The organism is Luteolibacter rhizosphaerae (assembly GCF_025950095.1).
Lineage (GTDB): Bacteria > Verrucomicrobiota > Verrucomicrobiia > Verrucomicrobiales > Akkermansiaceae > Haloferula > Haloferula rhizosphaerae.
On the sequence record NZ_JAPDDR010000021.1, the window covers coordinates 24,251 to 50,582 of the forward strand.

Below are 26,332 nucleotides of genomic sequence, written 5' to 3' on the forward strand. Positions count from 1 at the left end.
ACTACCACTCCGCCACTAGGCCCTTGCGTCCGATCCGTCGGTGCGTGATCCCTTCGGCGCCCCGGAGCCGCTGCGGGCCATCGCTTACGGAAGAGCCCCAGATCGTGTAGCGCCCGCTTGAAGTTGCCGCGAGGTAGTATCCGCTAGCCGCTTGGATCGAGGCGATCGCGGAGAGACCGTCAGGGACGGTGCCACCCGGAGATTGCAGGTGGCCGCGATCATCAAGCACTAGCAACTGATCTCCCGTAGCCATCTGCGCGACGGGAGGGATATCGCTCTCCGGAATCCAAGTATCCTCCTTGAGCCGATGGAGTTGGCGGGCCTCATCCGTCGCCCAAATCATTCCATCCGCGGTGATGGCCAAGGATGAAAAGGCCATCGCGGGCAAGCTCTCGGTTGTTCCCGCGGAGATGTTGATGAGGATGGCATTCCCGTCCTTCTTGACCGCTACGGCGCGCCCAGCTTGGGCGGAAGAGAAGATTCCGCGGATCTCACTGGTGAGATGCTTGATGCTTCCATCGGGAGACAAGCGGTGCAGCTCACCATTGGCGGTGAGTGCGAGGGCGGTATCTCCCGCCCCGGAGACTGCGGACACCTCCAGCGATGGCTTCATGATCTTGCCTGGAGCATTTTCACTCCAGCAGGAGAGCGTGGAATCCGGATGCAGCACCACACCACCGGTCGCGAGCAGAACGGCATCTTTCCATGGACGGAGCAGCAGCTCTGCTGGTGGCTGGGCCGAAGGTGGCAGGGGCTCGATCGACCAGACTTTCACGAGGGGCTCGCCGGTGGGAGCAGGGGCATCCGGAGTGCGTGTGGGCGGGGCGGGTTTCGCGACTTCGGGTGGCGGTGATTCTTTCCGAATCAGGTTCTCCTGCTTTGGTTCGGAGGGCGCGGGAGCAACGGGCAGCGTTGCGCTTTCCTTCGCTTGAGGAGCCTTCCGCATGAGTTGCCATGCCCCGCCAGCGGCGAGGAGAATGACCAAGAGTGCAGCCAGCCACGGTAGAGGAGACTTGCTCTTTCGGATTGGTGATGCTGGGGGAGTGATGTCCTGCTTCAGCTCGGCCGCTGCCTGATATCGGTCCTCGGGCCGTTCCTGAAGCGCCCTGCGCACCACATCGTCCAGATGGGTATCGCTACCCGACTTCCGCGAGGGTGCCTGAAACACTCCGCGTGGCAGCTCGCCGGTCAGCATCTCGTAGAGCAAGACGCCCAGCGCGTAGATATCGGCACGGTGATCGGCTTTCGAGGCATCCCGCACTTGCTCCGGTGCGGCGTAGGCCGCAGTGCCCATGAAGGTCCCGGTGCGGGAAAGGTCCAAGGCTCCGGCTGCTGCCACCTGGTCCACCCGGGCGAGCCCGAAGTCGGCGACCTTCGCCCGCCCGCTTGAGTCGAGCAGGATGTTGGAAGGCTTGATGTCACGGTGCACCACACCCAAACCGTGCGCGTAGGCCAGAGCCTCGCAGACTTGAGTGGTGACGGCGATGGCAATGGCCGCGTCCACCTTCCCCGCGGCGATGAGTTCTCCGAGAGTCGAGCCATCGACATACTCCATCACGAAATAGAAGTGCCCGGCAGGGCTGAGTCCGGACTCATGGAGAGCGACGATCCCGGGATGCCGAAGCTTGGCCAAGGTCCGCGCCTCGCGCCGGAAGCGCTCCACCTGATGTTCGTCACGGCAGGCTTCGATCGGGAGCAACTTCACCGCCACGTCCCGCTCGAGATCCGGCTGGTGCATCTGGTAAACCGCCCCCATGCCGCCGCGACCCAGAAGGCGTAGCACCTGCCACCTCGGGAACAGCGCGGCAGCCTCTTCCAAGGACGGCGGCTCCCACTCAAGTTCGTCGCCATCGCCCGCTGTTGCCGCCATGTCGAACAGGGCGGCGGGGTCGAGCCCCGAGATGATGGGTGGAGGTTTCACAGCGGAATGGGCAGTGAGGGAAACTCAGCGGGCGACCAGCTCCACGCGGCGATTCAGCGCGCGGCCGGCATCGGTGGCATTCGTGCTCACGGGTGCCATGAAGGAAGCGCCGAGCGGTGTCATGCGGGCGGCATCAATGCCGTGTTTGCTGACGAGCGCCTCGACCACGGCTTTGGCACGGCACTTCGAGAGATCCTCATTGAATTCGAAGGCTCCAACGTTGTCGGTATGGCCGACAACGAGCACCTTGAGCGAGGGCTCGGCCTTCAGTAGCGAGGCCATTTCCTGCAGCGTGGGTGCAGACTCCGGCTTGATCACGGCCTCGTTGAAATCGAAAAGGATGCCGTAGATCGCCACCTTGCCGCTGGCAGAGATCGACTTCTGCATCTCCGCAGCGGAGATGTGGATCATCTTGTCTTCCATCGGTTTGGTATTCACCACGTCGACTTGGATCACGATCGAGTCTTGGGGCAGGGTCAGCTCCTTCTTCCACGGGCTGATGTCCTCCTTCACCGGAATCTCCCACAAGCGGGTGGCGACATAGACGGCGATGTAGAGGCCGCCTTTCTCCAGGCATTGGTAGCGTCGCTCTTTCACACCGGTGGTGAAGACCTGATGGCCCAGTTCCGGAACGGCGTAGTAGCGGCGTGGCGGGCCGTTGCGGATATCGCGATCCTCACCCGACCAGATCGGAGTGAAGCCTGCGTCCTTCAGAGCTGCGGTGTAGTTCTCCGCGACCTCTTGGCTGGTCCGTTTGCCCGCAGCCACGTTCGGCAGGAGATAAGTGCTGCGGTGGAGCGCACCCTCGACCTTCCGGACCTCCTTCGGGTCTGCGGAGTCGGGCGCACTCAGGCCGCCGATCTGGAGGCCCAGTTCACCGAACTTCTTCGAGGACTGGAGGATTAGCGCGGAGCCTTCGTAGCGAGGAAGGCCGGGGTAGTCTTTGAATCCGGGAGCATCCTGGGTGGGCACAAGCTTCTCCGCGGCGGAGGCGGCGAGAAGCGAGGAAAGGAAAAGGGTGACGATCAGACGGAGTTTCATGGAGGCAGGTTCGGTTAGGAGTGGGGGTGCCAGATCCGGCACCGCTGTCCCATGTCTGGCGGGCGATGGATAAACGTTACGGACTTTTTTGGAGTCTCGTGTTCCGGCGGGTAAGAGGTGACTCCGTGAGGTGTCCGGATCGATGAAGGTCAAGGATATCGAACCAGTTGCCCCAGCCGGTGACAAGGTCCAAGTCCCCCTGTGGCCGGGAGAGGATGATTGCCCGCCCCGCGATCTTTGTTAGGCTCTTGTGATGGATCTTCGCAGCGACGCACCCTTTCCTGTCACGCGGTGGAGCCTCGTCGCCGGTGCCCGCGCGGCAACTGATCCCGGTCGGAAGCGCAGCGCTCTGGAGGACCTCTGCACACTTTATTGGCGACCGATCTACGGTTTCCTGCGCCGCCGCGGCATGCCGGTGGAAGAAGCGCGGGATGCTACCCAAGGATTCTTCATCTCCCTGCTGGAGGAAGATCTCTTCGCCAAGGCCCAGTCGGATAGCGGGCGCATGCGCAGCTATCTCCTCGGAGCGCTCCAGCGCTGGCAGCGCGGAGAGTGGCGGAAAGGCCAGGCGGAGAAGCGCGGTGGTGGTCGCGAGATCTTCTCGCTCGATGCCATGGCCGATGACGACGACTTCGAAGCGGCCGGCAGCGAGCATGATACCCCCGAGCACCACTTCGAGAAGAGCTGCGCCTTCGCACTTCTGGAGTCCGCACTGAAGCGGTGGCGGAGGAGCAGAGGACAGCGGGGAAAGAGAGGGCTTTCGTCATCCTGAAGCCGCTGCTTGCACCGCTGGCGGGCGAGTCCGTGCCCTCTCACGAGGAGGCTGCGGCGCAGTTGCACTGCACTCCGGAAGCTTTGCGGGTGACGCTACATCGCCTGCGCAAGCGCTTCGGCGAGGTCTTGCGGGTCGTGGTGGCGGATACGCTGGTGGACCCGACGCCGGAAGCCATTCAAGAGGAGTTGGACGCCCTGCGCATGGCGCTCTCCCGCTGAGCGGATTTTTTTCGAGGAGGATGTAACGGGCGGGAGGGCACCGCCAGACAGGGGATGCAGCGGTTCGATCACGGGCCGCAGAAACCACGAACCAAACGCATCCCATGAAGACGAATATCGCCATCTGCCTCGCCCTCCTCACCGCATCCTCCCCTTTGATGGCGGAGCAAAAGGGGAGGGGATCGAACACGAACCGGGCCCAGATCCAGCAAATCGCGGCCCGCGTCGCACCACGTCAGGCACCTGCTCCCATCAAACGCGTCATGCCTGTGCCTCAGGCCCGCGTCCCTGCCGCCCGGGTGAATGTGGCGCCCACGAAAAAGCCTGCAATCGCCCGTCAGGCTCCCCGTATCTCAGCCACCCTTCCGGGAAAGGCCGTAATCCCCTCGGGCTCGATCCGCAGGAATATCCCGCAGGATAACCGGATTCCCGGCAAGGCTGCCGGTATTCACGCCGGGCGCGGAGTCGCCAGTGGCCTGCGCGAGATGGAATCGCTGCGCAACGGCGCGCTCGAAGGACTCCGCGAGCACGGCCTCACCGGTGGTGCCCAGCCGCGCGGTCCGCAAGGCCCGGCTGATCCCTTCCAAGACAACGGCTACACCCCGCGGCAACCCCAGGCTCCCGCCGGCATCAAGCAACGTGAAGACAACGGCGGCCTCACCGACGTTCGCGGTGCCAAGCGGAATTCCACTCGCGGCCACGTCAGCCACGGCGATGTGTTCGCTGACGGTTATCGCACCCGCTTCGGAGCAGGCAGCGGGTTCAATGGCACGATGGGCAACTTCGGCGAGCGCAGCGCCGCCACGCCATCGGGCGAGGACAATGGCGATGCTTATCAGGTCGATTACACCAATCGCGACGGGAGCACAGGTACTTACAGCGTGACGGAGACCCATGACCAGAATGGCCGTTATGTCACGGTCGAGCACGACGGCACCACCAAGCACGATGGCACCGTCGTCAGCCACGATACCCGCCGTGATGCCGATGGCCGGATCATTTCCACCACCGAGACCGTCATCGCTCCCGATGGCAGCCAGAGCAGCATGACGACCTACCCGGACGGCCATGCCGACGTTGATGTTCGTCCTGCGACGGAGAGCGGCGCCGATCGCACTCCGGATGGCATTGGCAACGGAGTCCGCAGCGGGCCCTCCGCTGCGACCGTGGCCGGCTTGGTCCCGCTCGATCTCCTGCGCCAGCATGCCGATGGTCAGCAAAGCAGCGGGGGTCCGGGCCAATACAGCCTGCAAGGCGGCAGGGGTGTGGATCAGGTCCGCCCCGTGGGTGAAGGACAGCAGAGCGGTGTCGGAGGAGTCCGTCGCGTGCCGCTCGACCCGAAGGGCACGGTCGTGAACCCCGGTCCGATCGATAGCACCCCGGGCAGCGGCGACGACCGCCCTTGATCGTCCGCCCGCTTCCGCTCCCGACGAAAAAAGCCGCTCCGGTTTCCCGGAGCGGCTTCGATATTTAGCGGAAGCTAGCCTTGCGGCTTACTTCTTCTTCGCGGCCTTCTTGGCTGCTTTCTTAGCAGCCTTCTTTGCCGGGGCCTTCTTGGCAGCCTTTGCCGGAGCGGCACCCTTGCCTTCCTCGATCGCGGCCTGGGCTGCGGCGAGACGGGCGACGGGCACGCGATAAGGCGAGCAGGACACGTAGTTCAGGCCCAGCTTGTGGCAGAACTTCACGGAGTCCGGATCACCACCGTGCTCACCGCAGATGCCGAGCTTGATGTTCGGACGGGTGCTGCGGCCCTTGGTCACGGCGGTTTCCATCAGCTGGCCCACGCCGGTCGCGTCGAGGGTCGCGAAGGGGTTCTTCGCGAACACTTCGCTCTCGATGTAGGGCATCAGGAACGCGCCCATGTCGTCACGGCTGATGCCGAGCGCGGTCTGGGTGAGGTCGTTGGTGCCGAAGCTGAAGAACTCGGCGCCCTTGGCGATCTCGTCGGCGGTGAGGGCACCGCGCGGAACTTCGATCATGGTGCCGACCTGGTATTCGAAGCTGACCTTCTTCTCGGCCATGACTTCCTTCGCCACGGTGTGGACGATCTCGGCCTGGAGTTCGAACTCCTTGCCGAAGCCGACGAGCGGGATCATCACCTCGGGCTTCACCGGGATCTTCTTCTTCGCCACGTCAGCCGCGGCTTCGAAGATCGCACGCGCCTGCATGGCGGTGATTTCCGGGTAAGCGATGCCGAGACGGCAACCGCGATGACCGAGCATCGGGTTGAACTCGTGCAGGTCGTGCACGCGCTGGATGATCTTGTCCACCGGCACGCCGATCTTCTTGGAGAGATCGAGTTGCTGCTCCTTCGTGTGCGGAAGGAATTCGTGGAGCGGCGGGTCCAGAAGGCGGATGGTGGCCGGCATGCCCTTGAGGGTCTTGAAGATGCCGGTGAAGTCCTCGCGCTGGTAGGGAAGCAGCTTGGCCAAGGCGGCCTTGCGGGCGTCCAGCGTGGTGGCGAGGATCATCTCGCGCATCGCGTCGATGCGGTCACCTTCGAAGAACATGTGCTCTGTGCGGGTCAGACCGATGCCCACGGCGCCGAAGGCCACCGCGATGCGGGTCTGCTCCGGGGTGTCGGCATTGGTGCGGACGGACATCTTGGTCGCCTGCTCGCACCATTCCATGAGCTTCAGGAAGCTCTTGAACTTCTCGGTCTTCTTCGCGGCCTTGTCGCCATCGACGATGCCGGTGATGATTTCCGAAGGAGCGGTCTTCAGCTCGCCACCGTAAACGGTGCCGCTGGTGCCGTCGATCGAGAGGTAGTCGCCTTCCTTGAAGGTTTCACCCGCGACCTTCACCGTCTTCTTGTCGTAGTCGATCTCGATCGCGGAAGCACCGCAGATACAGACCTTGCCCATCTGGCGGGCGACGAGAGCGGCGTGCGAGGAAACACCGCCCTTGGCGGTCAGGATGCCCTCGGCGGCGATCATGCCGCGAAGGTCTTCCGGAGAGGTTTCGTTGCGGACCAGGAGAACCTTCTCACCCTTTTCAGCGGCGGCCGCGGCGCGGTCGGCGTTGAGGTAGATCTTGCCGGAGGCGGCACCCGGGCCGGCCGGGAGACCCTTGGCGAGTTCCTTGGCCTTCTTGACCTCGGCGAGGTCGAAGATCGGGGCGAGGAGTTGGTCGAGCTGGTCGGCCGGGTTGCGGAGCACGGCGGTCTTCCAGTCGATGAGACCTTCCTTCACCATGTCCATGGAGAACTTCAGCGCGGCGGCGGCGGTGCGCTTGCCGTTGCGGGTCTGCAGCATGAACAGCTTGCCTTCCTGCACGGTGAACTCGACGTCCTGCACGTCCTTGAAGTGCTTTTCAAGGATGGTGCGGACCTTCATCAGTTCCGCGAAGGGCTTCGGCATCGCCTTCTTCATCAGGGCGACGGGATCCGGGGTGCGGACACCGGCCACCACGTCTTCGCCCTGCGCGTTCACGAGGAACTCGCCGTAGAATTCGTTCACGCCGTTGGCAGGGTTACGGGTGAAGGCCACGCCGGAACCGGAAGTGTCACCGGTGTTGCCGTAGACCATCGCCTGCACGTTCACCGCCGTGCCCCACTCGGCCGGGATGTTGTACTTGCGGCGGTAAACGATCGCGCGGTCGTTCATCCAGGAGCTGAACACGGCACCGGCGGCACCGCGGAGCTGCTCCCAAGGATCGGCAGGGAAGCCCTTGCCGGTGCGCTCTTTCACGAGCGCCTTGAAGCGCTTCACGAGTTCCTTTTGGTCATCGGCCGTCAGGTCGGAGTCGATGATGTCCTTGTGATACTTCTCGTGCTTGAATTCTTCGATGACGACTTCGAAAGGCTCGTGGTCTTCGCCTTCGGTCTTTTGCACGCCGAGCACCACGTCGCCATACATCTGGACGAAGCGGCGGTAGCAATCCCAAGCGAAGCGCTCGTTCTTGGTGACGGCGGCGAGGGACTTCACGGTCTCATCGTTGAGGCCGAGGTTGAGGATGGTGTCCATCATGCCCGGCATCGAGTCGCGGGCACCGGAGCGCACGGCCACGAGGAGCGGCAGGCCCTTCGCATCGCCGAACTTGCAGCCCATGATCTTCTCCATGTTCTTCACGCCGGCTTCCATTTGAGCCTGGAGCGAGGTCGGATAGGTCTTCTTGTGACCGTAGAAGTAGGTGCAGACCTCCGTGGTGATGGTGAATCCCGGAGGCACTGGCAGACCGATGCGGGTCATTTCCGCGAGGTTGGCGCCTTTGCCGCCGAGGAGCGCCTTCATCGACCCGTTGCCATCGGCTTTGCCGGCGCCCCAGGTGTAAACGTACTTGGTGCCCTTGGCGGAGGGCGCTTTCTTGGCCGCCTTCTTGGCGGACTTCTTCACGGTAGCCATCTCTTGTTTGCTTGGAGTGGGTTGACTTGCGAAAGGCGCGTGGGGACGGCGAAAGGACACCATACCCCCGGGCGCGGACGCGCGAGGCTAGCGACCGGAAAAGCCGTGTCAATGAACCAGTTCCGCCTGTGGAACCCGTCACATGCGATCGATCCCTTGCGAATCTCCGGGGCACGTCCTACCGTGGAGGGTTACCATGAAGACACCACTACACCTCATCTGCCGTATCTCCCTGCTGGCTCTTTCCAGTGTGATTCTGAGCCAGTGCGCTCACGAACCGGTTACCCAAGCGAATGCCTCGAACGCCAGCGGCGCTAAGATCGCCGCCGATTCCCGCGCCGCCTTGCAGGACCTTTACGCCAAGAACGCCGCCGCCCGCCGTCTCGGCAAGCAGGCTTCGGGAGTCCTTGTTTTCCCGCATATCCTGAAGGGCGGCTTCGTCGTCGGAGCGGAGGGCGGGAACGGCGCCCTGCTCGGTGCGGACGGTTCCGTGCGCGGCTATTACCAGACCGCAGCCGCCTCTTACGGGCTGCAGGCCGGAGTCGAGAAATTCGGCTACGCGCTCTTCCTGATGGATTCGAAGGAAGTCGCGAATCTCAACCAAGCCGCCGGTTGGTCGGTCGGCACCAGCCCCAGCCTCGTCGTCGTGGATCGCGGTCTCTCGGCCGAACTCACCACCAAGACGGTCGATCGTGGCACCTATGCCTTCATCTTCGACCAGCGCGGTTTGATGGGTGGCGTCAGCCTGAAGGGCTCCAAGATTACCCGCATCAAACCGGGTTCCTAAAGCTTACCCGGTGGCGTAGATAGCAGGCGCGGGCCCCGTTTCCGGAGCCCGCGCACGTCGTACTCAAATAGCTCGAAATTCTAGGCCGTCGCGGCTCAGCGCTTCTTCAGCTTTGTCACGCGGCCGGAGGCGTTCCAGTCCTGCACGTAGAGGTTTCCCTCTTTGTCGAAGGACAGGCCGTGCGGCGCGGTGAAAATTCCGGTCTTCATCTGATCCAGAGGCACGCCGAAGTTTGCCCATTGGCTTTTGTCCGGGTTGTCTCCGAGGAAGGCGGCGGGCTTGCCATTCTTGTCGAGGATCGTCACGCGAGCCTCCAATTCGGCCACTGCACAGGCATCACCGAGGATCGAGATCGTGCAGGGGCGACGCAGATCCGTGGCGTGAACCCCGATCCAGTTTCCCTCCAGATCGAAATGAACAAGGCGGCGGTTCTCGCGGTCGCAGACCAGCAGCCGCGGCTCGCCGAAGCGCGTGTCGAGCGCCATGCCGTGGCTACAGCTCGTTTGGCCGTCGCCATTGCCCTTCCCGCCGAAGCTCTTGATGTGCTTACCCTCGGCATCGAACTTGTGGATGAACTGCTCGCCGTAGCCCATTGAGCAAAAGATCTCGCCCTTCGGCCCCACGGTCACCGCTGTCAGGCCTTTCCAGCCGCCCTGCACCTCACCCGCCGTCGCTTGGGAAATCTCCAGCAGCACCTTGCCATTGGTGTCGATCTTGCAAACGCGGAGCGGCTTCGGGCCACCAAGCTGGGCACCGTAGAGTACGGTTTTGCCCTTTTCCTCTCGCACCGCCATGGCGTGGAAGCCTTGGCACTCCGGCGCGATCGTCTCCTTCAGCTTGCCGTCCGGCTTGTAGACCAAGATCCCGTGAGGGGCGTCGGTGGAGACGTAAATGAGCCCCGTCTTCTCATCGATCACCACGCCGCCGTGGGTCGGGCCCAGGTTCTTGCCGTCCGGCAGTTCGCCCCAGTGCGGCACGGCTTCATATTGCCACGCACCGTTGCCGGTCAGCACGGCGGTTTCCACTTCCGCGCCCGGCTTCGTGCCGTGATCGGGGTGGGCGAGGGCGAGGGAGGGGAGCAAGAGGAGCAAGGCCGTGGATTTCATCGGCCCCACTCAAGCGAAGTCGCCCGATTTGGCAATGCCCCGATGATTCCCGGATCGCGCCAAAATGGGTGACTCCGCGCCCGGTCTTTACCGGGATCCCCGCTCCGGGTTATACGCGCCGCCCGGAAGATCTCGTGAACCAGCTCCCTGACACACTGCCTCCCTTCGACCTCAGCCCGAAATGGCAGAGGGCGGTCCATTGGATGGTGGATGGCTTCATTTCCGGCCTGCTCGTCCACTTCTTCTGCCTGCAGCTACTGAGTCTGCCCATGCCTGCACTCCTTGATCCTGTCGTGGAGTGGCTCGAGTCGGCCAAGCAGAGTCGGGTCAGACTGCTCCTCATATTTCTCTACTATCTCGTCCTCGAAGTAGGCTGCGGCACCACGCCCGGGAAACTTCTTACGGGCTCCAAGGTGATCGATATCCACGGCGGGCACCCGACGCGGATGCAGTTCCTCCTGCGCACCCTCTGCCGATTCATTCCCTTCGAGCCCTTCTCCTTCTTGGATCGGGATGGCAAGGGCTGGCACGATTCATTTACGAAGACCTACGTCGTGCGGGCTTCCTCGGTTCGCGGGTCTTCCGCGAATGCCGCATGATGCGGGCTTAGCCCGTCTTCCTCCGGAACATCGCCGAGGCACAACCGATCGTCACCGCGCTGATCCCCGCCAAGGGGATCACGAGGGAAATGACCCGGTCCGCCGAGGCGTCTTTCATGAAGATCTCCTTCACGATTTCCACGAAGTGCCGCACCGGATTCGGCCAATTCAGGATCTGGAGCCAGCCCGGCTGGTTCTCCACCGGGGAGGCGAAGCCGGAGAGCATCATCGCCGGCATCATGAAGGAGAAGGCCCCGAGGAATGCCTGCTGCTGCGTGTTGCAGATGGAGGAGATCAGCAGCCCCACTCCCACCAGTGAGAGCGCGTAGAAGAACATCCCCAGATACAGCAGCCCCAGGTTTCCGCGGAAGGGCACATCGTAGATGAAGATTGCCGCCAGCAGGATCAGCGTGGCTTGGAAGAAGGCGATCAGGATCGCGGGCACGCCTTTCCCGATCATCACCATCTCCGGTGTAAGCGGGGAGACCATGAGTTGGTCGAAGGTGCCCTGTTCACGTTCCCGGGCCACGGATAGGGCCGTCAGGATCAGCGCCCCGATGGTCGTGATGATCGCCACGAGGTTCGGTAGCAGGAAGTTTTTGAAGTCCAGGTTCGGGTTATACCAATAGCGGACAATCGTCTCCGAGGGCATCGCCCGGCCCGCATCCGCGGCCCGTTCCTTCATGTAGTTCTCGGCGATCCCTTGCAGATAGCTGAAGGCGATCTGCGCTCCGTTTGAGCGCCGGCCATCCAGTAGCACCTGCACCGGCCCGGTTTCACCCGCCGCGATCTTCCGCGAGAAATCCTCGGGAATGCTCACCGCCAGCATCGCCTTCCGGGACTCGATTGAATCCGCCAGCGCCTCCTGCGAGTGGATCGGGATCACCTCGGTGAAAGCCTCGCTCTGCGCGAAGCGCTGCACGAGTTCGTTCGAGGCCTCGCCGGTGTCGCGGTTGTAGATCGCGATCGATGCGTTCTTCACCTCCAGCGTCGCCGCATTCGGGAAGAGCAGGGTCTGCAGGATCACCGGCATGATCAGCAGCGCCCGGCTCGAAGGGTTTCCCACGATCGACTGCAGCTCCTTGATCACGAGCGCCCGGATGCGATGGAAGAAGTTCATGGTCTCAGGTCATTCCATACGGCGTTTCGTCAGACGCGCCGTCAGCCCCAGGAAAAATGCCGCGGAGGCCATCAGGAACAGGATGTCCGGCAGCAGCACCTTCCACGGTGTGCCCACTTGGAAAATCGTCTGGATAGCCGAGACGAAGTAGCGCGCCGGGATCAGGTGGGTCACCCCGCGCAGGAATGCCGGCATGCTCGAAATCTCATAGATGAAGCCCGAGAGCATCATCGCCGGCAGGAAGGCCGCATTCAGGGCCGCCTGCGCCGCGTTGAACTGGTTCTTCGTCCCGGTGGAAATCGCCAGGCCGATGCCGAGCACACTCAGCAGGAAAAAGCTGCCGGTGATGAACAGGGCCACCGGGCCGCCGCGGAAAGGCACATGCAGCAGGAAGCGCGTGGCCAGCACGCACATCGCCAGCGAGACCATCCCGAGCACGTAGTAGGGGATGATCTTGCTCAGCAGCAGCTCCGCCCGGGTGATGGGGGAGGCGAGCAGCGCCTCCATCGTGCCGCGCTCCCATTCCCGCGCCACTACCAGCGAGGTCAGCAGTGCGCCAATCACCGTCATGATCACCGTGATCGATCCCGGGATCAGGAAATTCCGGCTCTCCGCCGAAGGGTTGTACCAGTAACGCGGCTCCAGCGAGATCTCCCGCTTCATCTCCTCACCGCGGTCCTCCGCCCGCTGCATCATCCAGATCTGCCACACGCCGTTGATGTGCGCGCTCACGAACTGCGCCGTGTTCGGCTCCGAGCCATCCGCCACTACTTGCAAGGGCGCCGTGTCGGAGGACTGTTTCATCCGCCGCGAGAAATCCTCCGGGATAATCACGAAGCCACGGATCTTCGAGTTCGTGATGTCCACTTCCATCGTCTTCCGGTCCTCGTAGCGCCGGATGTCCATCGAGGGCGTGCCCTGCAACGCCTTCGCAAATCCGTCGGACTCCGTCCCGGTCGCCTCGTTTAGAAGCCCGATCCTCAGCCGCGGTGTGTCCAAGTTGATCCCGTAGCCGAAGACGAAGATCAGCACCAGCGGCAGCACGAAGGCGATCAGGTTGCTGCTGGGATCCCGGAAGATCTGCAGCGTCTCCTTCCAGCACAGCGCCTTCAGACGTCGCAGCGAGAGATGCTTCACCTCGGCTCCTCCTTCCCCGTCACCAGTTCGATAAAGGCATCCTCCATCGTCGGATCTGGATCCTCCTTTGTCGCCACGCTCTCCTTCAGTTCGTCCGGTGTCCCGTTCGCAATCAGCTTGCCACGGTAGACCAGACCGATCCGGTCGCAGTACTCCGCTTCGTCCATGAAATGTGTTGTGACCATCACGGTCACGCCGCGACCCACCAGCCCGTTGATGTGCGTCCAGAACTCGCGCCGGGTCACCGGGTCCACGCCCGAGGTCGGCTCATCCAGGAAAAGGATATCCGGCTCGTGCATCACCGAGCAGGCCAGCGCCAGGCGCTGCTTGTAGCCCAGCGAGAGCGAATCCGTCTTTGCATTCAGAAAGGGTTTCAGGTGGAAGATCTCCGCCATCTCCCCGGTCTTTTCCTTCTGCTTCCGACCCTGCAGCCCGTAGATCCCTGAGAAGAACTCCAAGTTTTGTGCCACGGTCAGGTTCCCGTAGAGTGAGAACTTTTGCGCCATGTAGCCCAGCCGCTGCCGCGCCTCGCTCGCGCTGTGGCGCAGGTCCAGATCCACCACCTTCGCCGTGCCCTGCGTCGGCGTCAGCAGTCCGCACATCATCTTGAAGGTTGTCGATTTTCCCGCGCCGTTCGGGCCCAGCAGCCCGTAGATCTCGCCGCGTGTCACCTGGAAACTCACGTCGTCGGTCGCCTTGAAATCGCCGAACTGCTTCGTCAGGTGTGACGCCTCGATCACCACCTTCCCGTCTTGGGCGATCTCGTGTGTGTGCTGCGCCAGCACGGAATCGCCCGGAGGTCCGCCACCCAGAAGGTCGATGAAAGCGTCCTCGAAGCGTGGCTTCACCTCCACCCACTCGGCGCTCTCCTCCGCGCCGATCTCCTTCGGATCGAAGCGTCCTGCATCCTTCCTCAAGGTCAGCCGCAAGCTGTGTCCTTGGATCGTCCCGTCGCTCACCTCCGGGCGCGAGAGCGCCTTCGTCAACAGGCTGCGCTTCTTCTCGCCGGGTTCGCGCAGTTGGTATACCCGCCCTTCCAGTGGCTTCGCGATCTCCGCCGGCGTGCCGCTGAAGAGCAGCTTGCCCTCATTCAGCACCACCGTTGTCCCGCACAGCTCGGCCTCATCGAGGTAGGCCGTGCTCCATACCACCGCGATTCCTTGGTTCACCAGATCCTCCACCATTCCCCACAGCTCGCGCCGTGAGATCGGGTCGACCCCCACGCCCGGTTCATCCAAGAGAAGCAGCCTGGGCTTTCCCAGTAGCGCACAGGCTAAGCCAAGCTTCTGCTTCATGCCGCCTGAAAGTTTCCCGGCGAAGCGCCCGGTGAAGCGCTTCAAATCGGTGAAGCTCAGGAGCCGCTCGAAGGACTCCTCTCGCTCCTGCCCTGTCACATGCCGCAGATCCGCCTGCAGCGTCAGGTTCTCCAGCACCGTCAGATCCTCATACAGGCCGAACTTCTGCGGCATGTAGCCCACATCGCCCCGGATCGCCGCGGCATCGACGATCGGGTCTTTCCCCAGCGTCCGGATCGTCCCCCGGTTCGGTTCCATCAGCCCTGCGATCAAGCGCAGCAGCGTCGTCTTCCCCGCGCCATCCGGCCCGACCAATCCCGTGATCAGGCCCTTCCGCACCTCGCCCGAAACCTCATCCAGCGCCGGCGACTCCATCCCCTTGAAGGTCTTCGTCACCCCCTCGAAGCGGATTACCACCTCGTCTGTCGGATTCTCCTGCATCGCACGGATCACTGATCACTCGGCACTTCTCTGCACCCGCACCGGCATCCCCTGCCTCAGCGAGCCGTCCGAGTCATCCACCACCACCCGCATGCGATAGACTAGCGAGGTCCGCAGCTCCTGGGTCTCCACCGTCTTCGGCGTGAACTCGGCGCGTGGAGAAACGAAGCCGACCGTACCGTGGAAGGGCTGGTCCGGGCGTCCGTCCGTGAGCACCTCCACCTTCGTCCCCGGCGGGAACTTGCCTAGCTCGGGTTCGTGAACGTAAGCCCTTACCCATACCGGATCCTCCAGCGAGAGCGAGAGCACCGTGGGCCCGGCTTGCACGATAGCGCCGGGTTCTTGCGCCCGGGTGATGACGATGCCGTCCGAAGGACTCTTCAGTTCGGTGTCCTGTAGCTTGATTTCTGCCGTTTTCACGGCTGCTTCCGCCCTCACCACCGCGGCCTCCGCTGCACCTGCTGCCGCCTGCGCGGCTCCCACACCTGCTTCGGCTGCCGCCACCTCTTCCACCCGGAATCCCGATTCGAGCTGCTTCAAGCTGGCCTCGGCCACCTTCATCCGTTGCTCCGCTTCATGATAGGCCGCCTCCGCGTTCTCGAAGTTCTGGCGCGAGACACCGTTCGTCTTTACCAGCGTGGATTGCCGTTGGTAGGCGCGTTCGGAGTTCTCCATCGTCACCTTTGCTTGGGCCAGACTGGCGCGCGCCTGCTCCACTTCTTCGGTGCGATATCCCGCGCGCTTGAGATCGGCATCGGCCTTTGCTTGGACCAAACTGGCCTTCGCTTGTTCGAGCGAGGCCACCGCCTGCAGGTGTGTGGCCTTCGCTTGGTCGAGCTCGCGCTGGTAGGGTTCGGCATCGATCCGCGCCAGCAGCTCGCCCGCCTTCACCGCATCGCCCTCGTCCTTCAGCACCTCCGCGATCCGGCCGGAGACTCGGAATCCCAGGTCGACCCCGCGGATGTCCACGTTCCCGTGCAGCACCAGTGCGTCTTCTTCGTTACGGTACTTCCCGTAGAAGTACCACCCGCCCGCAGCTAGCACGCCGAGCAACAGGATCACCGGTATGGCTTTTTTCATCGTTCGCTTCCTTTCCATGCGAGTCCGCCGCAGATCAGATCCACGTGCTCGTCCAGGAGCTCCGCGATCATGACCTTGTGGGCCGCTTGTAGTTTCTTCACTCCCAGCCGCCGCAGGATCGTCGCCCGCGCCAGAGTGAATGCCAGGACCTGCCCGAACATCGCGTGGGTCCGCAGGATCAGCTTGGTCGAGGTGGGATCTTCACCGGTGGTGATTCCCACCGTCCGCGTGAAAAGCTCGTGCATCGGCTTGAGGGTCTTCTGGTAGAGCAGCTCGAAGTTCTCGCTCGGCGCCGCCTGCTCGCGCAGCATCACCAGCCGGATCTTCTCGAATTCGCTCCCCTCGAGTTGCTCGCCCAGCAGGGTCCGCAGCATCCGCTTGATGATGCTCTGTGCGGTCGCCACGTCCGGCTCGCCACTTGCCAGTAATTCCCGCGACTCCGCCGCGACCTCGGAAAACACGCCGCGCAAATGCTCGCCGATTCCCTCCAGCACCGCCGCATAAAGCCGCTCCTTGCTGCCGAAGTAGTAGCCGATCGCTGCCACGTTCTGCTCCGCCTCGTCCGCGATCTCCCGCACCGAGGCATTCTCGTAGCCTTTCTCCCCGAACTTCTTCAGCGCGGCCAGCAATAGCCTGCGCCGGGCTTGCTCGCCCTTGTTCGGACTCGTCGGAAACAGTTCCCGCTGCACGCCAGAAAATTGGACGATCGTATGAAAATGTCAAACGAATGTATAATTGCTTGCTGCCGTCACGCCGAAACGACCGCCCCGCGAGAGGCGATCGCTGGATTCGTTGGATGTTAGGCCAGAGCCTCACCGGAAGCCCGGATACGGCTCATCAAGACGTCGATCTCTTTGTCTTCAAGAGGCTCCACCCTTCCGGACCAATCGGCGATTGCGGTGATCCGGGGTGACACCCACCGATACATTTCGGGATTTCCGTATCCGGATTCCCGGTAAAGCTGCAGGGCAGCCAGTATGGTAGCGATTTCGGGCAGACTTAGCTTCATTCGTTAGGGCATATGCTGGATTTGGGTTTGTCCTTTTTGTCTTCGGTGTCGGGCTTAAGGCCCGGCTCTCTTTATCGGAGAATGTGCCAAAGCCGCAAAAACAGCCATTATCAGTGACTTGTGGTGTCTACCTATTCTTGCTCTGTGATTGTCAAGTTGCAGAATCTGCACATTTTTACGGGTCATGTTGCATTGTGCGCCTTGACCTGCGCCCCAAGGCTTACGGCGAGAAAGGAATCAAGAATGACGTCCGCACTTGGTGATCAGGATTGGGTCGGCTCACATCTCCCGCATCCTACGTTTGGTCGCATGAAGAAACGCTCCTCCACTCCATGGGCTTGCCTATTGGGGGGCCTCCTCTTCGTCGTCCTTCTCTCGATGTGGACCTTCGGATCTTGTTGTGGCATGTCGATGTCCAGATCCAAGAGGCTCATGACTGCCAACGATGCGCGGTCTCTCGAGCAAGAAAGGCACCGCGGATGACGTCCTCACTTGGGAAGGTGGCTTCGCTTCGGATCGGAGAACGCTTAAGTGGTCGCTGCTAGTCGGAGCACTGCTCGCTCTGGGTTTGACAGGATGGTGGCTGTCCTCGTGCTTCCGGCGGTGGAAGACTCCACCGGTTCCCCGCAATGGAGTGGCAAGTTGAAGTCGAATCCGGGCTTGGTGTTGGCTGACGATCCCTCCAGCCTATGGACGATGTTGGATCATCTTCCTGAGCTTCGGAAATTTTTGTTATTGGTCCTCGGTGTTACTTTCGTGATTTGGCTGGCGGGCGGCTACCATCCCCCGCGCCGGCCTGAAAGGCTACAAGCCTCCAACGACGCAAGGGCCTTGAAACAGGCGATCCAAGCCTTCGAGATGGAATACAAGAGCTTTCCCGATCTCGGTGTCCGGGGCGAGGAGATCCGTTCCGAAGGCGAAGCTGGTGCCAAGCTCCTGACCATTCTCCTCGCTAAAGAGGAAGCCGGCGATTCGGTGCAAAACCGGAGAAGAATCTCCTTCGCCAATTTCAGGGTCAGCAAGCGCCGGAAGAATGGCGGTCTTGTCTATCGAGATGGCGACAAGCGGAGTGAGGTGGAGGGGCTTTTCGATTCATGGGGAAATGCCTTCTATGTGAAATTCGATGCCGATCAGGATGGCCGGATCGAAGATCCCCTCGAACCCGGCAAGTTCATAAGCGAATCGGTGCTCGTTTATAGCTTCGGCAAGGATGGCCAACTGGGTGGAAAGGACGATATTCAAACTTGGTAGCTATCTGTGAAAGGGCTCCATCACGGCCCGATCAACAAGGGGCCCTGCTCCAGATGGCTCCGGTAGGCCGCGAGTTGGGTTGCATCCAGCACACCGCTCAAGCGCTCCACCTGCTTGTCGATCCGCGCCTGCTCCTGCTCGCGCACCTTGCCCATGATTTGTTCGTGATCCATGCCATCCACCGGGCCATCCACATTCATCTGCACCACTGTTGCCTCTGCTCCCGCAGGAGCTGCAAACTCCGCATTCATGAACGCACCCATTTGCATCCCTCCTTCCGCCGATTGATCCACCTGAGCCCGGGCTTCGTTCTGCAAGATCTCGTACACCGCATCCCTCTGGTCCTCCCGCAGCGATACCGCCTGCGAAAGCGATGCCATGTCACGGAGCGTCCGAGCCTCGATCCGCTGGTTGCGCTCCGCTTCCTTGTTCCCCTCGTAGGCCTCGTGCTGGTCTGCCGTCAGCATCTCCTTCATCAGCTTGTCCAGGCTCTCCGCCTGTTCCTTCGGGGACATCGTCTGTTTGGCATTCAACCGGATACTTCCCTCATCCCCGTCGATTGCCACCTCCGGCTTCTGTCCCTCAAGATGCGCCTTCAAGCGTGCCTCCTGCTGCGGATTCAACCCCAGCTTTGCCACCAGGTCTGAGATCCTCGCCGCAATCTTCTTCGAGCGCTGCTCGTCCAGCGAACTCTGTATCCGTGCCACCATCTCTTTCGCATCCGGCGAGATCCGTCCCTTCCGCTCCCGGGGCGGTCTCGGTCCGGATTTCGCTCTCTCCTTCGTCTCCTCTCCGGTCGAATCCTCGCCTGCCGCCGCAAAGCCCTCCGGCACTCTTCCCGTCACCCCGCCTCTTCCCTCGGTACTCTTCTCAGATACCGGAGCGGAAGTTTTCATCAACCACCCCACCCCGATCCCGATCACCAAAGCCGCCAGCACTAGAGGAAGTATTTTTTTCATACACCCCCACAGCGCCGACCCGCCGCGGATTTATCATCCCGGTCTTTTTACCGATCACTGATTACTCGGCACTGATCACTTCTTCTTCCCCTTCTTCTTGTCCCGGTTCTTCCCCTTCGGCGGCCATGTCTTCTCGAACTTCCGCTTCTTCTCCTTCTCCGGCTTCTCGGCGGAAGGCTTCCACGCCACCTTCTCCAGTTTCGTTCCCTCCACCGGCACCCCTTCTCCCGAGATCCGGAAGTCGATGAACTTCGCTTGGAAGTCGATCCGCTGCACCTGCATCTTGATCTTCTGCCCGAGCTGGAATTGCAGCCCGCCGCGTGACACGAAGCGCATCTGCGCCTGCTCGAAGCGCCACTCGCCCCGCGGCAGATCCTCCCGCTTGATCACCCCGCGCGCGCCGATTTCCGTCGCCTCCACCATCAGGCCCATCATCCGCACGTCGGTGATCACTCCATCGAATGTCGGCGGCTCCGGCATCTTCGCGCACATCGACAGATACTCGAGCATCTTGATCTGCTTCGTCTCGTTCTCCGCCTCCGCGGATGCCCGCTCCGTATCGGAAATGTGCCGAGCGAATTCCGCCAATGCCGTTTGCCCCGGCACCGCGTCCGCCTTCTTCGGCGCATTCGTTAGGAAGGGCTGCAGCGAGCGATGCACCACCAGGTCCGCATAGCGGCGGATCGGGCTCGTGAAGTGACAGTAGTCCGCCTTCGCCAATCCATAGTGCCCCAACGGATCCGCCGCATAGGCCGCCCGCTTCAGGCTCTTCAGCAGGCCCAGCTTGATCAGGTGCTCGTCCGGACGCCCCTTCGAAGCGTCTAACAACTTCTGGATATGCGCCCGGTTCGTCAGGTCGCCTGGCTGGTAACCGTGTGCCCGTGCCGTCTCGGTGTATTCGTGCAGCTTCCCGAAGTCCGGGTCCTCGTGCACCCGGTAGATCGTCGGCTTGTTCTTGATCTTCAGAATCCGCGCCACCGCCTCGTTCGCCAGCAGCATGCATTCTTCGATCAGTTGGTGACTCGCCGTGTGCTCCACCTGGTGCACCGAGATCGCCCGCCCCCTGTCATCCAGCTTCACCCGGATCTCCGGCATCTCCAGATCCAGCGCGCCATCGGCGAAGCGCTTCTTGCGCAGCACCGATGCCATCGCCCAAGCCTCCTTGACCATCGGCTCAAGCCCCTCCACCGATCCCTCCGGGGCCGGCTTGCCATCCAGGATCGCCTGCGCCTGCTCATAGGAAAGCTTCGCCTGGCTGTTGATCACCGCATCGCAAAAAGTCGTCTTGCTCACCTTTCCGGTGGGCGAGATCTCGATCACCGCGCACTTCGTCAGGCGGTTCACGTCCGGCTTCAGCGAGCAAATCCCGTTGCTCAGCTCGGGCGGCAGCATCGGCAGCACCCGGTCCACCAGGTAGGTCGAGTTCCCGCGCTCCGAAGCCTCCTTATCCAGTGCCGTCTTCGGCTTCACGTAGTGCGATACATCCGCGATGTGCACCGCCAGGGTCCAGCCCTTGCCGTGCTTCTCCACCCAGATCGCATCGTCGTGGTCCTTCGCATCCGCCGGGTCGATGGTGATGACCAGCCGGTCCCGCCAATCCTCGCGCCGCGCGATTTCCGCCGGGTCCACCTCGTCGCCGATCTTGTGCGTCTCCTTCAGCACCTCTTCCGGGAATGAGGTCCGCAGGCCCTGCCGGTGGATTACCGCCAGGATATCCACTCCCGCATCACCGGGCCATCCTAGCACCTCGATCACCCGTCCACGCGGATTCTGCTGCTTGTCCCAGCGGTCGAGATCCACCACGACCAACTGCCCGGGCTCCGCCGTCGTATCGCCGTTCAGGTCGATCTGTCCGTCCACCGCCGGATCCTCCGTTTCCACCCAGCCGAACTTGCCCTTCCTCCGGTAGACTCCCACCAGCCGTCCGCTGCGCCGCTCGACGACCTTCTCCACCTTGCCGCGCGCATCCGGTTCCTCCTCCGCCTCGTGCCGACGCCCTTGGCGCCATTGGGCAGGGCGGGGGATGTGGAAGGACACGATCACCCGGTCCCCCTCCAATGCAGTCCCAGTATCCCGGCGCGGCACGTGCAGGCGGGAGTACTTCTTTAGGTCGATCCCCGTCTCCAGGTTTTCCGCATCTCCGGCATCGGGGTAAAACCACGCATGACCGCGCGGCAGGAAGCGGATCACCCCCCGCAGGTGGTTCGATCCGCCGACCTTCGCCAGCTCGTAGCGTCCCTTCTTGCCTTCGGCGATCTTGCCCTCCCGGGTCATCGCCGCCAGTTCCGACCGCAGCAAAGGGCGGTCGTGGGTGGAAAGGTCCAGTTCCCTGGAAAGCTCCGACTTGTTCATCGGGCGATAACCCTTCCCCCCCATCACGCGGAGCAACGTGCCCCGCAATTCTTCTCGTTCCATACTTTCCTAACCATGGACTGCAAACCTCCTTGTGGCAATGCCCGACCCTGAAAAGCTCTTGGCAGAATGCTTGGCGGCATTACCTTCACCGGCAAGATAGCTCGTGAAATGCGGGATTGCCACCGGCCCCTCGTCCCGCTTTCTTTCACGAAATTCCTAATTAACGCAGACCCTATTCACATGAAAACCCGTCCCGTAGCCCGCCGCGCAGCCAGCGGCTTCACCCTCGTCGAGCTTCTCGTCGTCATCTCCATCATCGTGGTGCTTGCCGCGATGAGCTTCGGCGCCGCGAACATGGCCATGACCAAGGCCAAGAAGCTCCAGACCTCCAATGATGCCCGCGCGCTCAAGCAGGCCATCCAGGCTTTCAACAGCGAGTACAGCCGTCTTCCGGACTTCGGCGCTCAAGGCGATGAAGCCCAGACCGATGGCGAAGCCGGTGCCGAACTCCTCACCATCCTTCTTGGTAAGGAAGAGGTCAGTGACTCGATGCAGAACAAGAAGCAGATCGCTTTCGGCAATTTCAAGATCAACAAGACCAAGGCCAAGGGTGGCCTGGTTTACAGCAACGGTGGCTCCGGCGCCCGCCCGGACGGGCTCTACGACGCTTGGGGCAAGCCTTTCTACCTGAAGCTCGATACCGAGTATGATGGCGAGCTGGAAGACCCCTTCAAGCAGGGCAATATCGTCCGCGACACCATCATCGTCTATAGCTACGGCGCTGACGGTAAGGTCGGCGGTGGCGACGACATCCAGACCTGGTAATCGTCCGTTACTCCGCGCTTCACGAATTTCACCCGCCCCGGCTCACCGCCGCGGCGGGTTTTCTTTTGTGTTCCCGTAGTGGTAGTGCCCTTCCGCTCCGAATCCAGCATCTCCCTGCCGTGCTTCAGCGCGCACTCCGCTTGATGATTGGAAGATTGGTGATTGATGATTTCCTCCCCAACGGTCGCGGGGCGGCCTCCCTCCAATACTGGGATGCCGCCCCGCTTTCCGTCTCCCGGTCAACGCCCTGTGGGGGGAGGGCCTTGTCGTTGACCGGCTCTGCCGCCACGGTCTGGACCGCGCGGAGCCTCCTCTTGCTCCTCGTGGTCCTCGCGTGGCGGCCTCGGCGGATGCAGTTCGCGTGGGGTCAGCTCGCCGTCTTTGTTGCGGTCCAGCTTCACCAGCGACTCCGGGGCCTGAGATATTTCTTCCGTGGAAAGCTTGCCGTCCCGGTTCGTGTCCATCGTAGCCATCAGCGGCGGCATCGGATGCCTCGGGCGCTGCGGCTTCGCGCCACCTTCCTGTTCCCCGCCGTTTGGCGCATCTGGTCGTGGCGTCGCCTCATAGCTCGGATCGCGCGGCGCTTCGGGAGATCCTTCTCCTTCCGGCGGCTTCGGGCGCAGTTCCTCCGGGCTTACGGTGCCATCACCGTTGCGATCCATGTTCTTCAGCGCCGTGGCCGCCGCCTCGATCTCTGCCGCGGAGATGTTCCCGTCGCCGTCGCCATCCAGCGCCTTCAGCAGCGGCATGGGGGGATGCGGTGGGCGGTGGGGTGGGGGACCCTGCGGGCCCTCCTGTGCCGGGCAAGCCAGACTCGCCAGCACGGCCGCTGCCATTGATGTGACTGTCGTTTTCATGATCCTCGTCCTTTCTTGGTTTCGCAGCGGACAACCGTCATCCGCCGACAAGGGAACAGCCCGATTGTTAAGCTCGTGTGTGGACCCCGAACTTTTCGTGTAAAACCTGCCTTTTGGTAGCGGAAGGACTCTCGTCCTTCCGGCTGCTGGCCTCTCCGTTTGACGACCCCTTGTTGCTCCACCTCGCCATCCGCCATCCGCCATCCGCCATCTCCCTTTTGTTAAGCCCGCGTAAATCCCATCGCCTCTCGCCCGCCTCTCCATCATCTTCGGATCCGCATGAACCCTGCGCCCTCCCGGCCTCTCCTCGTCGTCGATGACGACCGCAAGCTCTGCGGCCTCATTCGCGATTACCTCGCGCCCCACGGCTGGCAGGTCGATATGCGCCACACCGGCCCCGAAGGCCTCGAGGCCGCCCGCACCGGCAAGCACGAGGCCGTCCTTCTCGATGTCATGATGCCCGGCATGGATGGCTTCGAGGTCCTCCGCGAGCTCCGCAAGTCCTCTTCCATCCCCGTCCTCATGCTCACCGCCATGGGCGAGGAGGCGGACCGCATCGTCGGCCTCGAACTCGGAGCGGATGACTATCTCCCGAAGACCTTCTCCAGCCGGGAGCTCCTTGCCCGTCTCCGCGCCGTCACCCGCCGCAGTGCCATCACCGAAAGCGAGGCCCCCGCGAAGGATCTCACCTGCGGCGATCTCGTCCTCAATCAGGATACCCACGTCGCCAGTGTCCGCGGCGAGGCCCTCGAACTCACCGCCCTCGAGTTCGCCATCCTCGCCTGCCTCCTGAAAGCGAAGGGCCGGGTCAAAACCCGCGAGGCTTTGTTAGAAGAAGTTTCCGAGCGCCGCTTCGATGTCTTCGATCGCTCGATCGACGTCCACGTTTCCCAACTCCGCCGCAAGCTAGGGGATGATCCGAAGCAGCCCCGCTTCATCCGCACCATCCGCGGAGTCGGGTACAAACTGGAGGACGGCTCCGTGCCCGAGTGATGAAACAAGGCCGCGCCCGCTTCCCCCTGATGGCGAAGATGCTGCTCTGGCTTCTCGTCCACCTCGGCGTCCTCGCGGCCGCATTTTACCTTTTCGTCGCCTGGCAGCTGCGCCTCGGGCTCGATTCCTTTCTCAGCGGCACCGCCGGGGAGCGCCTTCGCGATGCCGGCGAGGAAATCGCCACCGAGCTCCGTAACTCGTCCCGCCCCGAGTGGCGCGGGATCTTGGAACGCCATCAGGAAAAGCTCGGCGTGCAGCTCTACCTCCAACTTGCTCCCGGCGATTGGATCGGCACTCCACCAGAGAAAATCCCCGCGAATGTCGATCGCCGCATCAATGAGTTTCGGCGCCCTGCCCCCCGCCCGCCGCGCGGGCCCGGTGCCGATCGCCCGGATGGTCCTCCCGATGACGAGGATTTCCTCGCCGAATTCGATGGTTCCCCGGACAATCGCCCGCCTCGGGGTCCCCGGGGTGACCGACCGCCCCCACCGCGCGGACCCCGCGGCCGCCCACCCATGGATGGACCGGACCGGCCCCAGATCGCCAGCGACCTCCGTCCACGCGCCCGCCCGGACTTCCTCATGCGCGGCGAGCGGGGAAATGGCTACTGGGCCGGGATTGATATTCCGCTCTTCGAGCCCCGCGTCCAGCAGCCCCTCCACGGGCTCCTGCTCCTCCGCGCTCCCGATATTTCCGGGAATGGCCTCTTCTTCAATCTGAAGCCCTGGATTACCGGCGCCCTTGCGGTCCTTGGTCTCAGCTTTCTCCTCTGGGCACCCTTCTTCTTCGGCATCACCCGCTACCTGTCGCGGCTCTCGAAAGCCACCGAGGCCATCGCGGACGGGAAGTTCGACGTCCGGGTCGGGGCCTCGCGCTCGGATGAGTTGGGTGTCCTCGGTGAATCCATCGAGAGCATGGCCTCCCGGCTCGACCGCCTCGTCCGCGGCCAAAAGCGCTTCCTTGGCGATGTGGCCCATGAGCTCTGCTCGCCGCTCGCCCGCATCCGTACCGGTCTCGGTGTTTTCGAGTTCGGGCTCACCCCCGAGCAACAGGTCCGCCTCGACTCGATCGAGGAGGATGTCGGGGAGCTTTCCCGCCTCGTCTCGGAAGTCCTCGCCTTCACCAAGGCCAGTACTGCTCCAGGCTCCGTGCGCCTGGAAGAAGTCCAGCTCGCCCCGATCGTGGACTTCGCGCTTTCCCGCGAGTGCCCCGGCCAGCAGGCCGCGATCGAAATTCCCGAGGGCCTCACCGTCCACGCCGATCGCAGTCTCCTCGCCCGCGCCATCGCGAATGTCCTCCGGAATGCCCGCAACCACGGTGGCGATACCTGCACCCTCCGGATTTCCGCCTTCCGCGATGGCGATCACGTCGAACTCCGGATTGCCGACAGTGGACCCGGCGTCGACCCCGCCGACCTCCCGCGCCTTTTCGAGCCCTTCTATCGTCCCGACGCCGCCCGTACCCGCGAAGCCGGCGGCTCCGGCCTCGGCCTCGCCATCGTTCGTTCCGGCATCGAAGCCTGCCACGGCACCGTCCGCGCCGAAGCCAACACCCCTCAAGGCCTCGCCCTCGTCTTCCGCCTCCCCGCCAAGTAGCAGGGGGAGATACGTGACTGGCTGCGCCGACTTCAGTCAGCAAGGCCCCACCCCACCGCCCGCCCCCAAGGGTAAGTAGTCCCGCCTTCAGGCGGACGAAGCCACCCCCGGCAGCTGCACTCAGCCTCATGTAGCGGAAGGACTCTCGTCCTTCCGGCAGCGCGCGTCCGCCCCAAGGAGCGCCGCTCTCCTTCGCTCAAACGCCCTCCCGGGACCGGCGAAGCAAGGCCCCGCCCTCGCCGTCCCATCCCCACTACCTACTACATACATAGTAATAAGCCCCAACCCCTCCCCGCCGCTCCTCAAGCAGGGCAGGGGACTCGTCCCCGCCCGACCATCCTCCAACTACTACACCCCTAGTATCAATCCTCCCTCCGCCCCCTTTCCGTGTCTTCCGTGTATTCCGTGGTTCCTCCTTCACCCCCATCCCGCCCTCAAACCATCCGCGAGATCCGCGCCATCCGCGGTAAAACCCCTCCAGCTCCCGATCCACCCCCCCGAAAACCCGATCCACAGACATTTCCAGACCTTTCCCGCCTCGAAACCACCCCCTCAACCCTCCGTTTCACCCCGTGTGACGGCAATTTCACCCCTTCCGACGCCCCGGAACCGTCCGGATCTGCAT

At 62.8% G+C, this 26,332-nt stretch carries 21 protein-coding genes; 9 read left to right on the top strand and 12 right to left on the bottom strand.

Annotation, left to right across the window (positions count from 1 at the left end):
• Window position 1: 1 nt before the first annotated feature.
• On the bottom strand, window positions 2–1,921 hold the full coding sequence (locus OJ996_RS25290; RefSeq protein WP_264516548.1) for a serine/threonine-protein kinase: 1,920 nt from the start codon (window positions 1,919–1,921) through the stop codon (window positions 2–4).
• A gap of 24 nt (window positions 1,922–1,945) precedes the next feature.
• The gene (locus tag OJ996_RS25295; protein WP_264516549.1) at window positions 1,946–2,962 is read right to left on the bottom strand and encodes an OmpA family protein; all 1,017 of its coding nucleotides are present in this window, start codon (window positions 2,960–2,962) and stop codon (window positions 1,946–1,948) included.
• A 253-nt stretch (window positions 2,963–3,215) separates the two neighbouring features.
• Here OJ996_RS25295 and OJ996_RS25300 point away from each other — a divergent pair, with 253 nt between their 5' ends.
• The 3 genes from OJ996_RS25300 (at window position 3,216) to OJ996_RS25310 (ending at window position 5,361) form a co-directional block, all read left to right on the top strand.
• On the top strand, window positions 3,216–3,734 hold the full coding sequence (locus OJ996_RS25300) for an RNA polymerase sigma factor (RefSeq protein ID WP_264516550.1): 519 nt from the start codon (window positions 3,216–3,218) through the stop codon (window positions 3,732–3,734).
• 32 nt (window positions 3,735–3,766) lie between these two features.
• Window positions 3,767–3,955 (top strand): hypothetical protein, encoded by a 189-nt coding sequence (locus tag OJ996_RS25305; RefSeq protein WP_264516551.1) that lies wholly within the window; start codon window positions 3,767–3,769, stop codon window positions 3,953–3,955.
• A gap of 104 nt (window positions 3,956–4,059) precedes the next feature.
• Complete coding sequence (locus OJ996_RS25310; RefSeq protein WP_264516552.1) at window positions 4,060–5,361, top strand: hypothetical protein; 1,302 nt, start codon at window positions 4,060–4,062, stop codon at window positions 5,359–5,361.
• Between the two features lie 87 nt (window positions 5,362–5,448).
• Here OJ996_RS25310 and ppdK read toward each other — a convergent pair whose 3' ends face one another.
• Window positions 5,449–8,298, bottom strand: a complete 2,850-nt coding sequence (ppdK, locus tag OJ996_RS25315) for a pyruvate, phosphate dikinase (RefSeq protein WP_264516553.1) — start codon at window positions 8,296–8,298, stop codon at window positions 5,449–5,451.
• A 196-nt stretch (window positions 8,299–8,494) separates the two neighbouring features.
• Here ppdK and OJ996_RS25320 point away from each other — a divergent pair, with 196 nt between their 5' ends.
• On the top strand, window positions 8,495–9,085 hold the full coding sequence (locus OJ996_RS25320) for a lipid-binding SYLF domain-containing protein (protein WP_264516554.1): 591 nt from the start codon (window positions 8,495–8,497) through the stop codon (window positions 9,083–9,085).
• A gap of 95 nt (window positions 9,086–9,180) precedes the next feature.
• Here the strand turns inward: OJ996_RS25320 and OJ996_RS25325 are convergent, their stop codons facing one another.
• The gene (locus tag OJ996_RS25325) at window positions 9,181–10,191 is read right to left on the bottom strand and encodes an NHL repeat-containing protein (RefSeq protein WP_264516555.1); all 1,011 of its coding nucleotides are present in this window, start codon (window positions 10,189–10,191) and stop codon (window positions 9,181–9,183) included.
• 134 nt (window positions 10,192–10,325) lie between these two features.
• Between OJ996_RS25325 and OJ996_RS25330 the strand changes: the two genes are divergently transcribed.
• Entirely contained in the window at window positions 10,326–10,790 is a 465-nt protein-coding gene (locus OJ996_RS25330) for an RDD family protein (protein ID WP_264516556.1), read from the top strand.
• Window positions 10,791–10,797: 7 nt separating this feature from the next.
• Here OJ996_RS25330 and OJ996_RS25335 read toward each other — a convergent pair whose 3' ends face one another.
• Genes OJ996_RS25335 through OJ996_RS25355 form a run of 5 tightly spaced genes read right to left on the bottom strand, consistent with a single transcriptional unit; the run spans window position 10,798 to window position 16,552 of the window.
• Window positions 10,798–11,910, bottom strand: a complete 1,113-nt coding sequence (locus OJ996_RS25335; RefSeq protein WP_264516557.1) for an ABC transporter permease — start codon at window positions 11,908–11,910, stop codon at window positions 10,798–10,800.
• A gap of 9 nt (window positions 11,911–11,919) precedes the next feature.
• On the bottom strand, window positions 11,920–13,047 hold the full coding sequence (locus OJ996_RS25340; protein WP_264516558.1) for an ABC transporter permease: 1,128 nt from the start codon (window positions 13,045–13,047) through the stop codon (window positions 11,920–11,922).
• A complete protein-coding gene (locus tag OJ996_RS25345) occupies window positions 13,044–14,783 on the bottom strand; it encodes an ATP-binding cassette domain-containing protein (protein WP_264516559.1) in 1,740 nt (579 codons plus the stop codon). The genes OJ996_RS25340 and OJ996_RS25345 overlap by 4 nt, the downstream gene beginning before the upstream one ends.
• A gap of 15 nt (window positions 14,784–14,798) precedes the next feature.
• Window positions 14,799–15,863, bottom strand: coding sequence for an HlyD family secretion protein (locus OJ996_RS25350; RefSeq protein ID WP_264516560.1), 1,065 nt, complete (start codon window positions 15,861–15,863; stop codon window positions 14,799–14,801).
• Complete coding sequence (locus OJ996_RS25355; RefSeq protein WP_264516561.1) at window positions 15,860–16,552, bottom strand: CerR family C-terminal domain-containing protein; 693 nt, start codon at window positions 16,550–16,552, stop codon at window positions 15,860–15,862. The genes OJ996_RS25350 and OJ996_RS25355 overlap by 4 nt, the downstream gene beginning before the upstream one ends.
• A 986-nt stretch (window positions 16,553–17,538) precedes the next feature.
• On the opposite strand from OJ996_RS25355, the gene OJ996_RS25360 reads away from it, so the two are divergent.
• Window positions 17,539–18,123: a hypothetical protein gene (locus OJ996_RS25360; RefSeq protein WP_264516562.1), complete on the top strand. Its 585-nt coding sequence runs from the start codon at window positions 17,539–17,541 to the stop codon at window positions 18,121–18,123.
• Between the two features lie 20 nt (window positions 18,124–18,143).
• On the opposite strand, the gene OJ996_RS25365 is transcribed toward OJ996_RS25360, so the two are convergent.
• Window positions 18,144–19,019 (bottom strand): YdgA family protein, encoded by an 876-nt coding sequence (locus tag OJ996_RS25365; protein WP_264516563.1) that lies wholly within the window; start codon window positions 19,017–19,019, stop codon window positions 18,144–18,146.
• A 138-nt stretch (window positions 19,020–19,157) separates the two neighbouring features.
• On the bottom strand, window positions 19,158–21,497 hold the full coding sequence (rnr, locus tag OJ996_RS25370; RefSeq protein WP_264516564.1) for a ribonuclease R: 2,340 nt from the start codon (window positions 21,495–21,497) through the stop codon (window positions 19,158–19,160).
• A 180-nt stretch (window positions 21,498–21,677) separates the two neighbouring features.
• Between rnr and OJ996_RS25375 the strand changes: the two genes are divergently transcribed.
• Window positions 21,678–22,262 (top strand): prepilin-type N-terminal cleavage/methylation domain-containing protein, encoded by a 585-nt coding sequence (locus tag OJ996_RS25375; RefSeq protein WP_264516565.1) that lies wholly within the window; start codon window positions 21,678–21,680, stop codon window positions 22,260–22,262.
• A gap of 239 nt (window positions 22,263–22,501) precedes the next feature.
• Here OJ996_RS25375 and OJ996_RS25380 read toward each other — a convergent pair whose 3' ends face one another.
• Window positions 22,502–23,011 (bottom strand): EF-hand domain-containing protein, encoded by a 510-nt coding sequence (locus OJ996_RS25380; RefSeq protein WP_264516566.1) that lies wholly within the window; start codon window positions 23,009–23,011, stop codon window positions 22,502–22,504.
• 387 nt (window positions 23,012–23,398) lie between these two features.
• On the opposite strand from OJ996_RS25380, the gene OJ996_RS25385 reads away from it, so the two are divergent.
• A complete protein-coding gene (locus tag OJ996_RS25385; RefSeq protein ID WP_264516567.1) occupies window positions 23,399–24,112 on the top strand; it encodes a response regulator transcription factor in 714 nt (237 codons plus the stop codon).
• Window positions 24,112–25,707, top strand: coding sequence for a sensor histidine kinase (locus tag OJ996_RS25390; protein ID WP_264516568.1), 1,596 nt, complete (start codon window positions 24,112–24,114; stop codon window positions 25,705–25,707). Before OJ996_RS25385 ends, OJ996_RS25390 begins: the two co-directional genes overlap by 1 nt.
• The last annotated feature ends 625 nt before the right edge of the window (window positions 25,708–26,332 follow it).

Coding starts and splice junctions, on each gene's coding strand:
- OJ996_RS25325 (WP_264516555.1), bottom strand. CDS start 10,191: ATGAAATCCACGGCCTTGCTCCTCTTGCTCCCCTCCCTCGCCCTCGCC.
- OJ996_RS25335 (WP_264516557.1), bottom strand. CDS start 11,910: ATGAACTTCTTCCATCGCATCCGGGCGCTCGTGATCAAGGAGCTGCAG.
- OJ996_RS25350 (WP_264516560.1), bottom strand. CDS start 15,863: ATGAAAAAAGCCATACCGGTGATCCTGTTGCTCGGCGTGCTAGCTGCG.
- OJ996_RS25390 (WP_264516568.1), top strand. CDS start 24,112: ATGAAACAAGGCCGCGCCCGCTTCCCCCTGATGGCGAAGATGCTGCTC.
- OJ996_RS25380 (WP_264516566.1), bottom strand. CDS start 23,011: ATGCCGCTGCTGAAGGCGCTGGATGGCGACGGCGACGGGAACATCTCC.
- OJ996_RS25365 (WP_264516563.1), bottom strand. CDS start 19,019: ATGAAAACTTCCGCTCCGGTATCTGAGAAGAGTACCGAGGGAAGAGGC.
- OJ996_RS25295 (WP_264516549.1), bottom strand. CDS start 2,962: ATGAAACTCCGTCTGATCGTCACCCTTTTCCTTTCCTCGCTTCTCGCC.
- OJ996_RS25310 (WP_264516552.1), top strand. CDS start 4,060: ATGAAGACGAATATCGCCATCTGCCTCGCCCTCCTCACCGCATCCTCC.
- OJ996_RS25345 (WP_264516559.1), bottom strand. CDS start 14,783: ATGCAGGAGAATCCGACAGACGAGGTGGTAATCCGCTTCGAGGGGGTG.
- ppdK (WP_264516553.1), bottom strand. CDS start 8,298: ATGGCTACCGTGAAGAAGTCCGCCAAGAAGGCGGCCAAGAAAGCGCCC.
- OJ996_RS25320 (WP_264516554.1), top strand. CDS start 8,495: ATGAAGACACCACTACACCTCATCTGCCGTATCTCCCTGCTGGCTCTT.
- rnr (WP_264516564.1), bottom strand. CDS start 21,497: ATGGAACGAGAAGAATTGCGGGGCACGTTGCTCCGCGTGATGGGGGGG.
- OJ996_RS25300 (WP_264516550.1), top strand. CDS start 3,216: ATGGATCTTCGCAGCGACGCACCCTTTCCTGTCACGCGGTGGAGCCTC.
- OJ996_RS25385 (WP_264516567.1), top strand. CDS start 23,399: ATGAACCCTGCGCCCTCCCGGCCTCTCCTCGTCGTCGATGACGACCGC.
- OJ996_RS25375 (WP_264516565.1), top strand. CDS start 21,678: ATGAAAACCCGTCCCGTAGCCCGCCGCGCAGCCAGCGGCTTCACCCTC.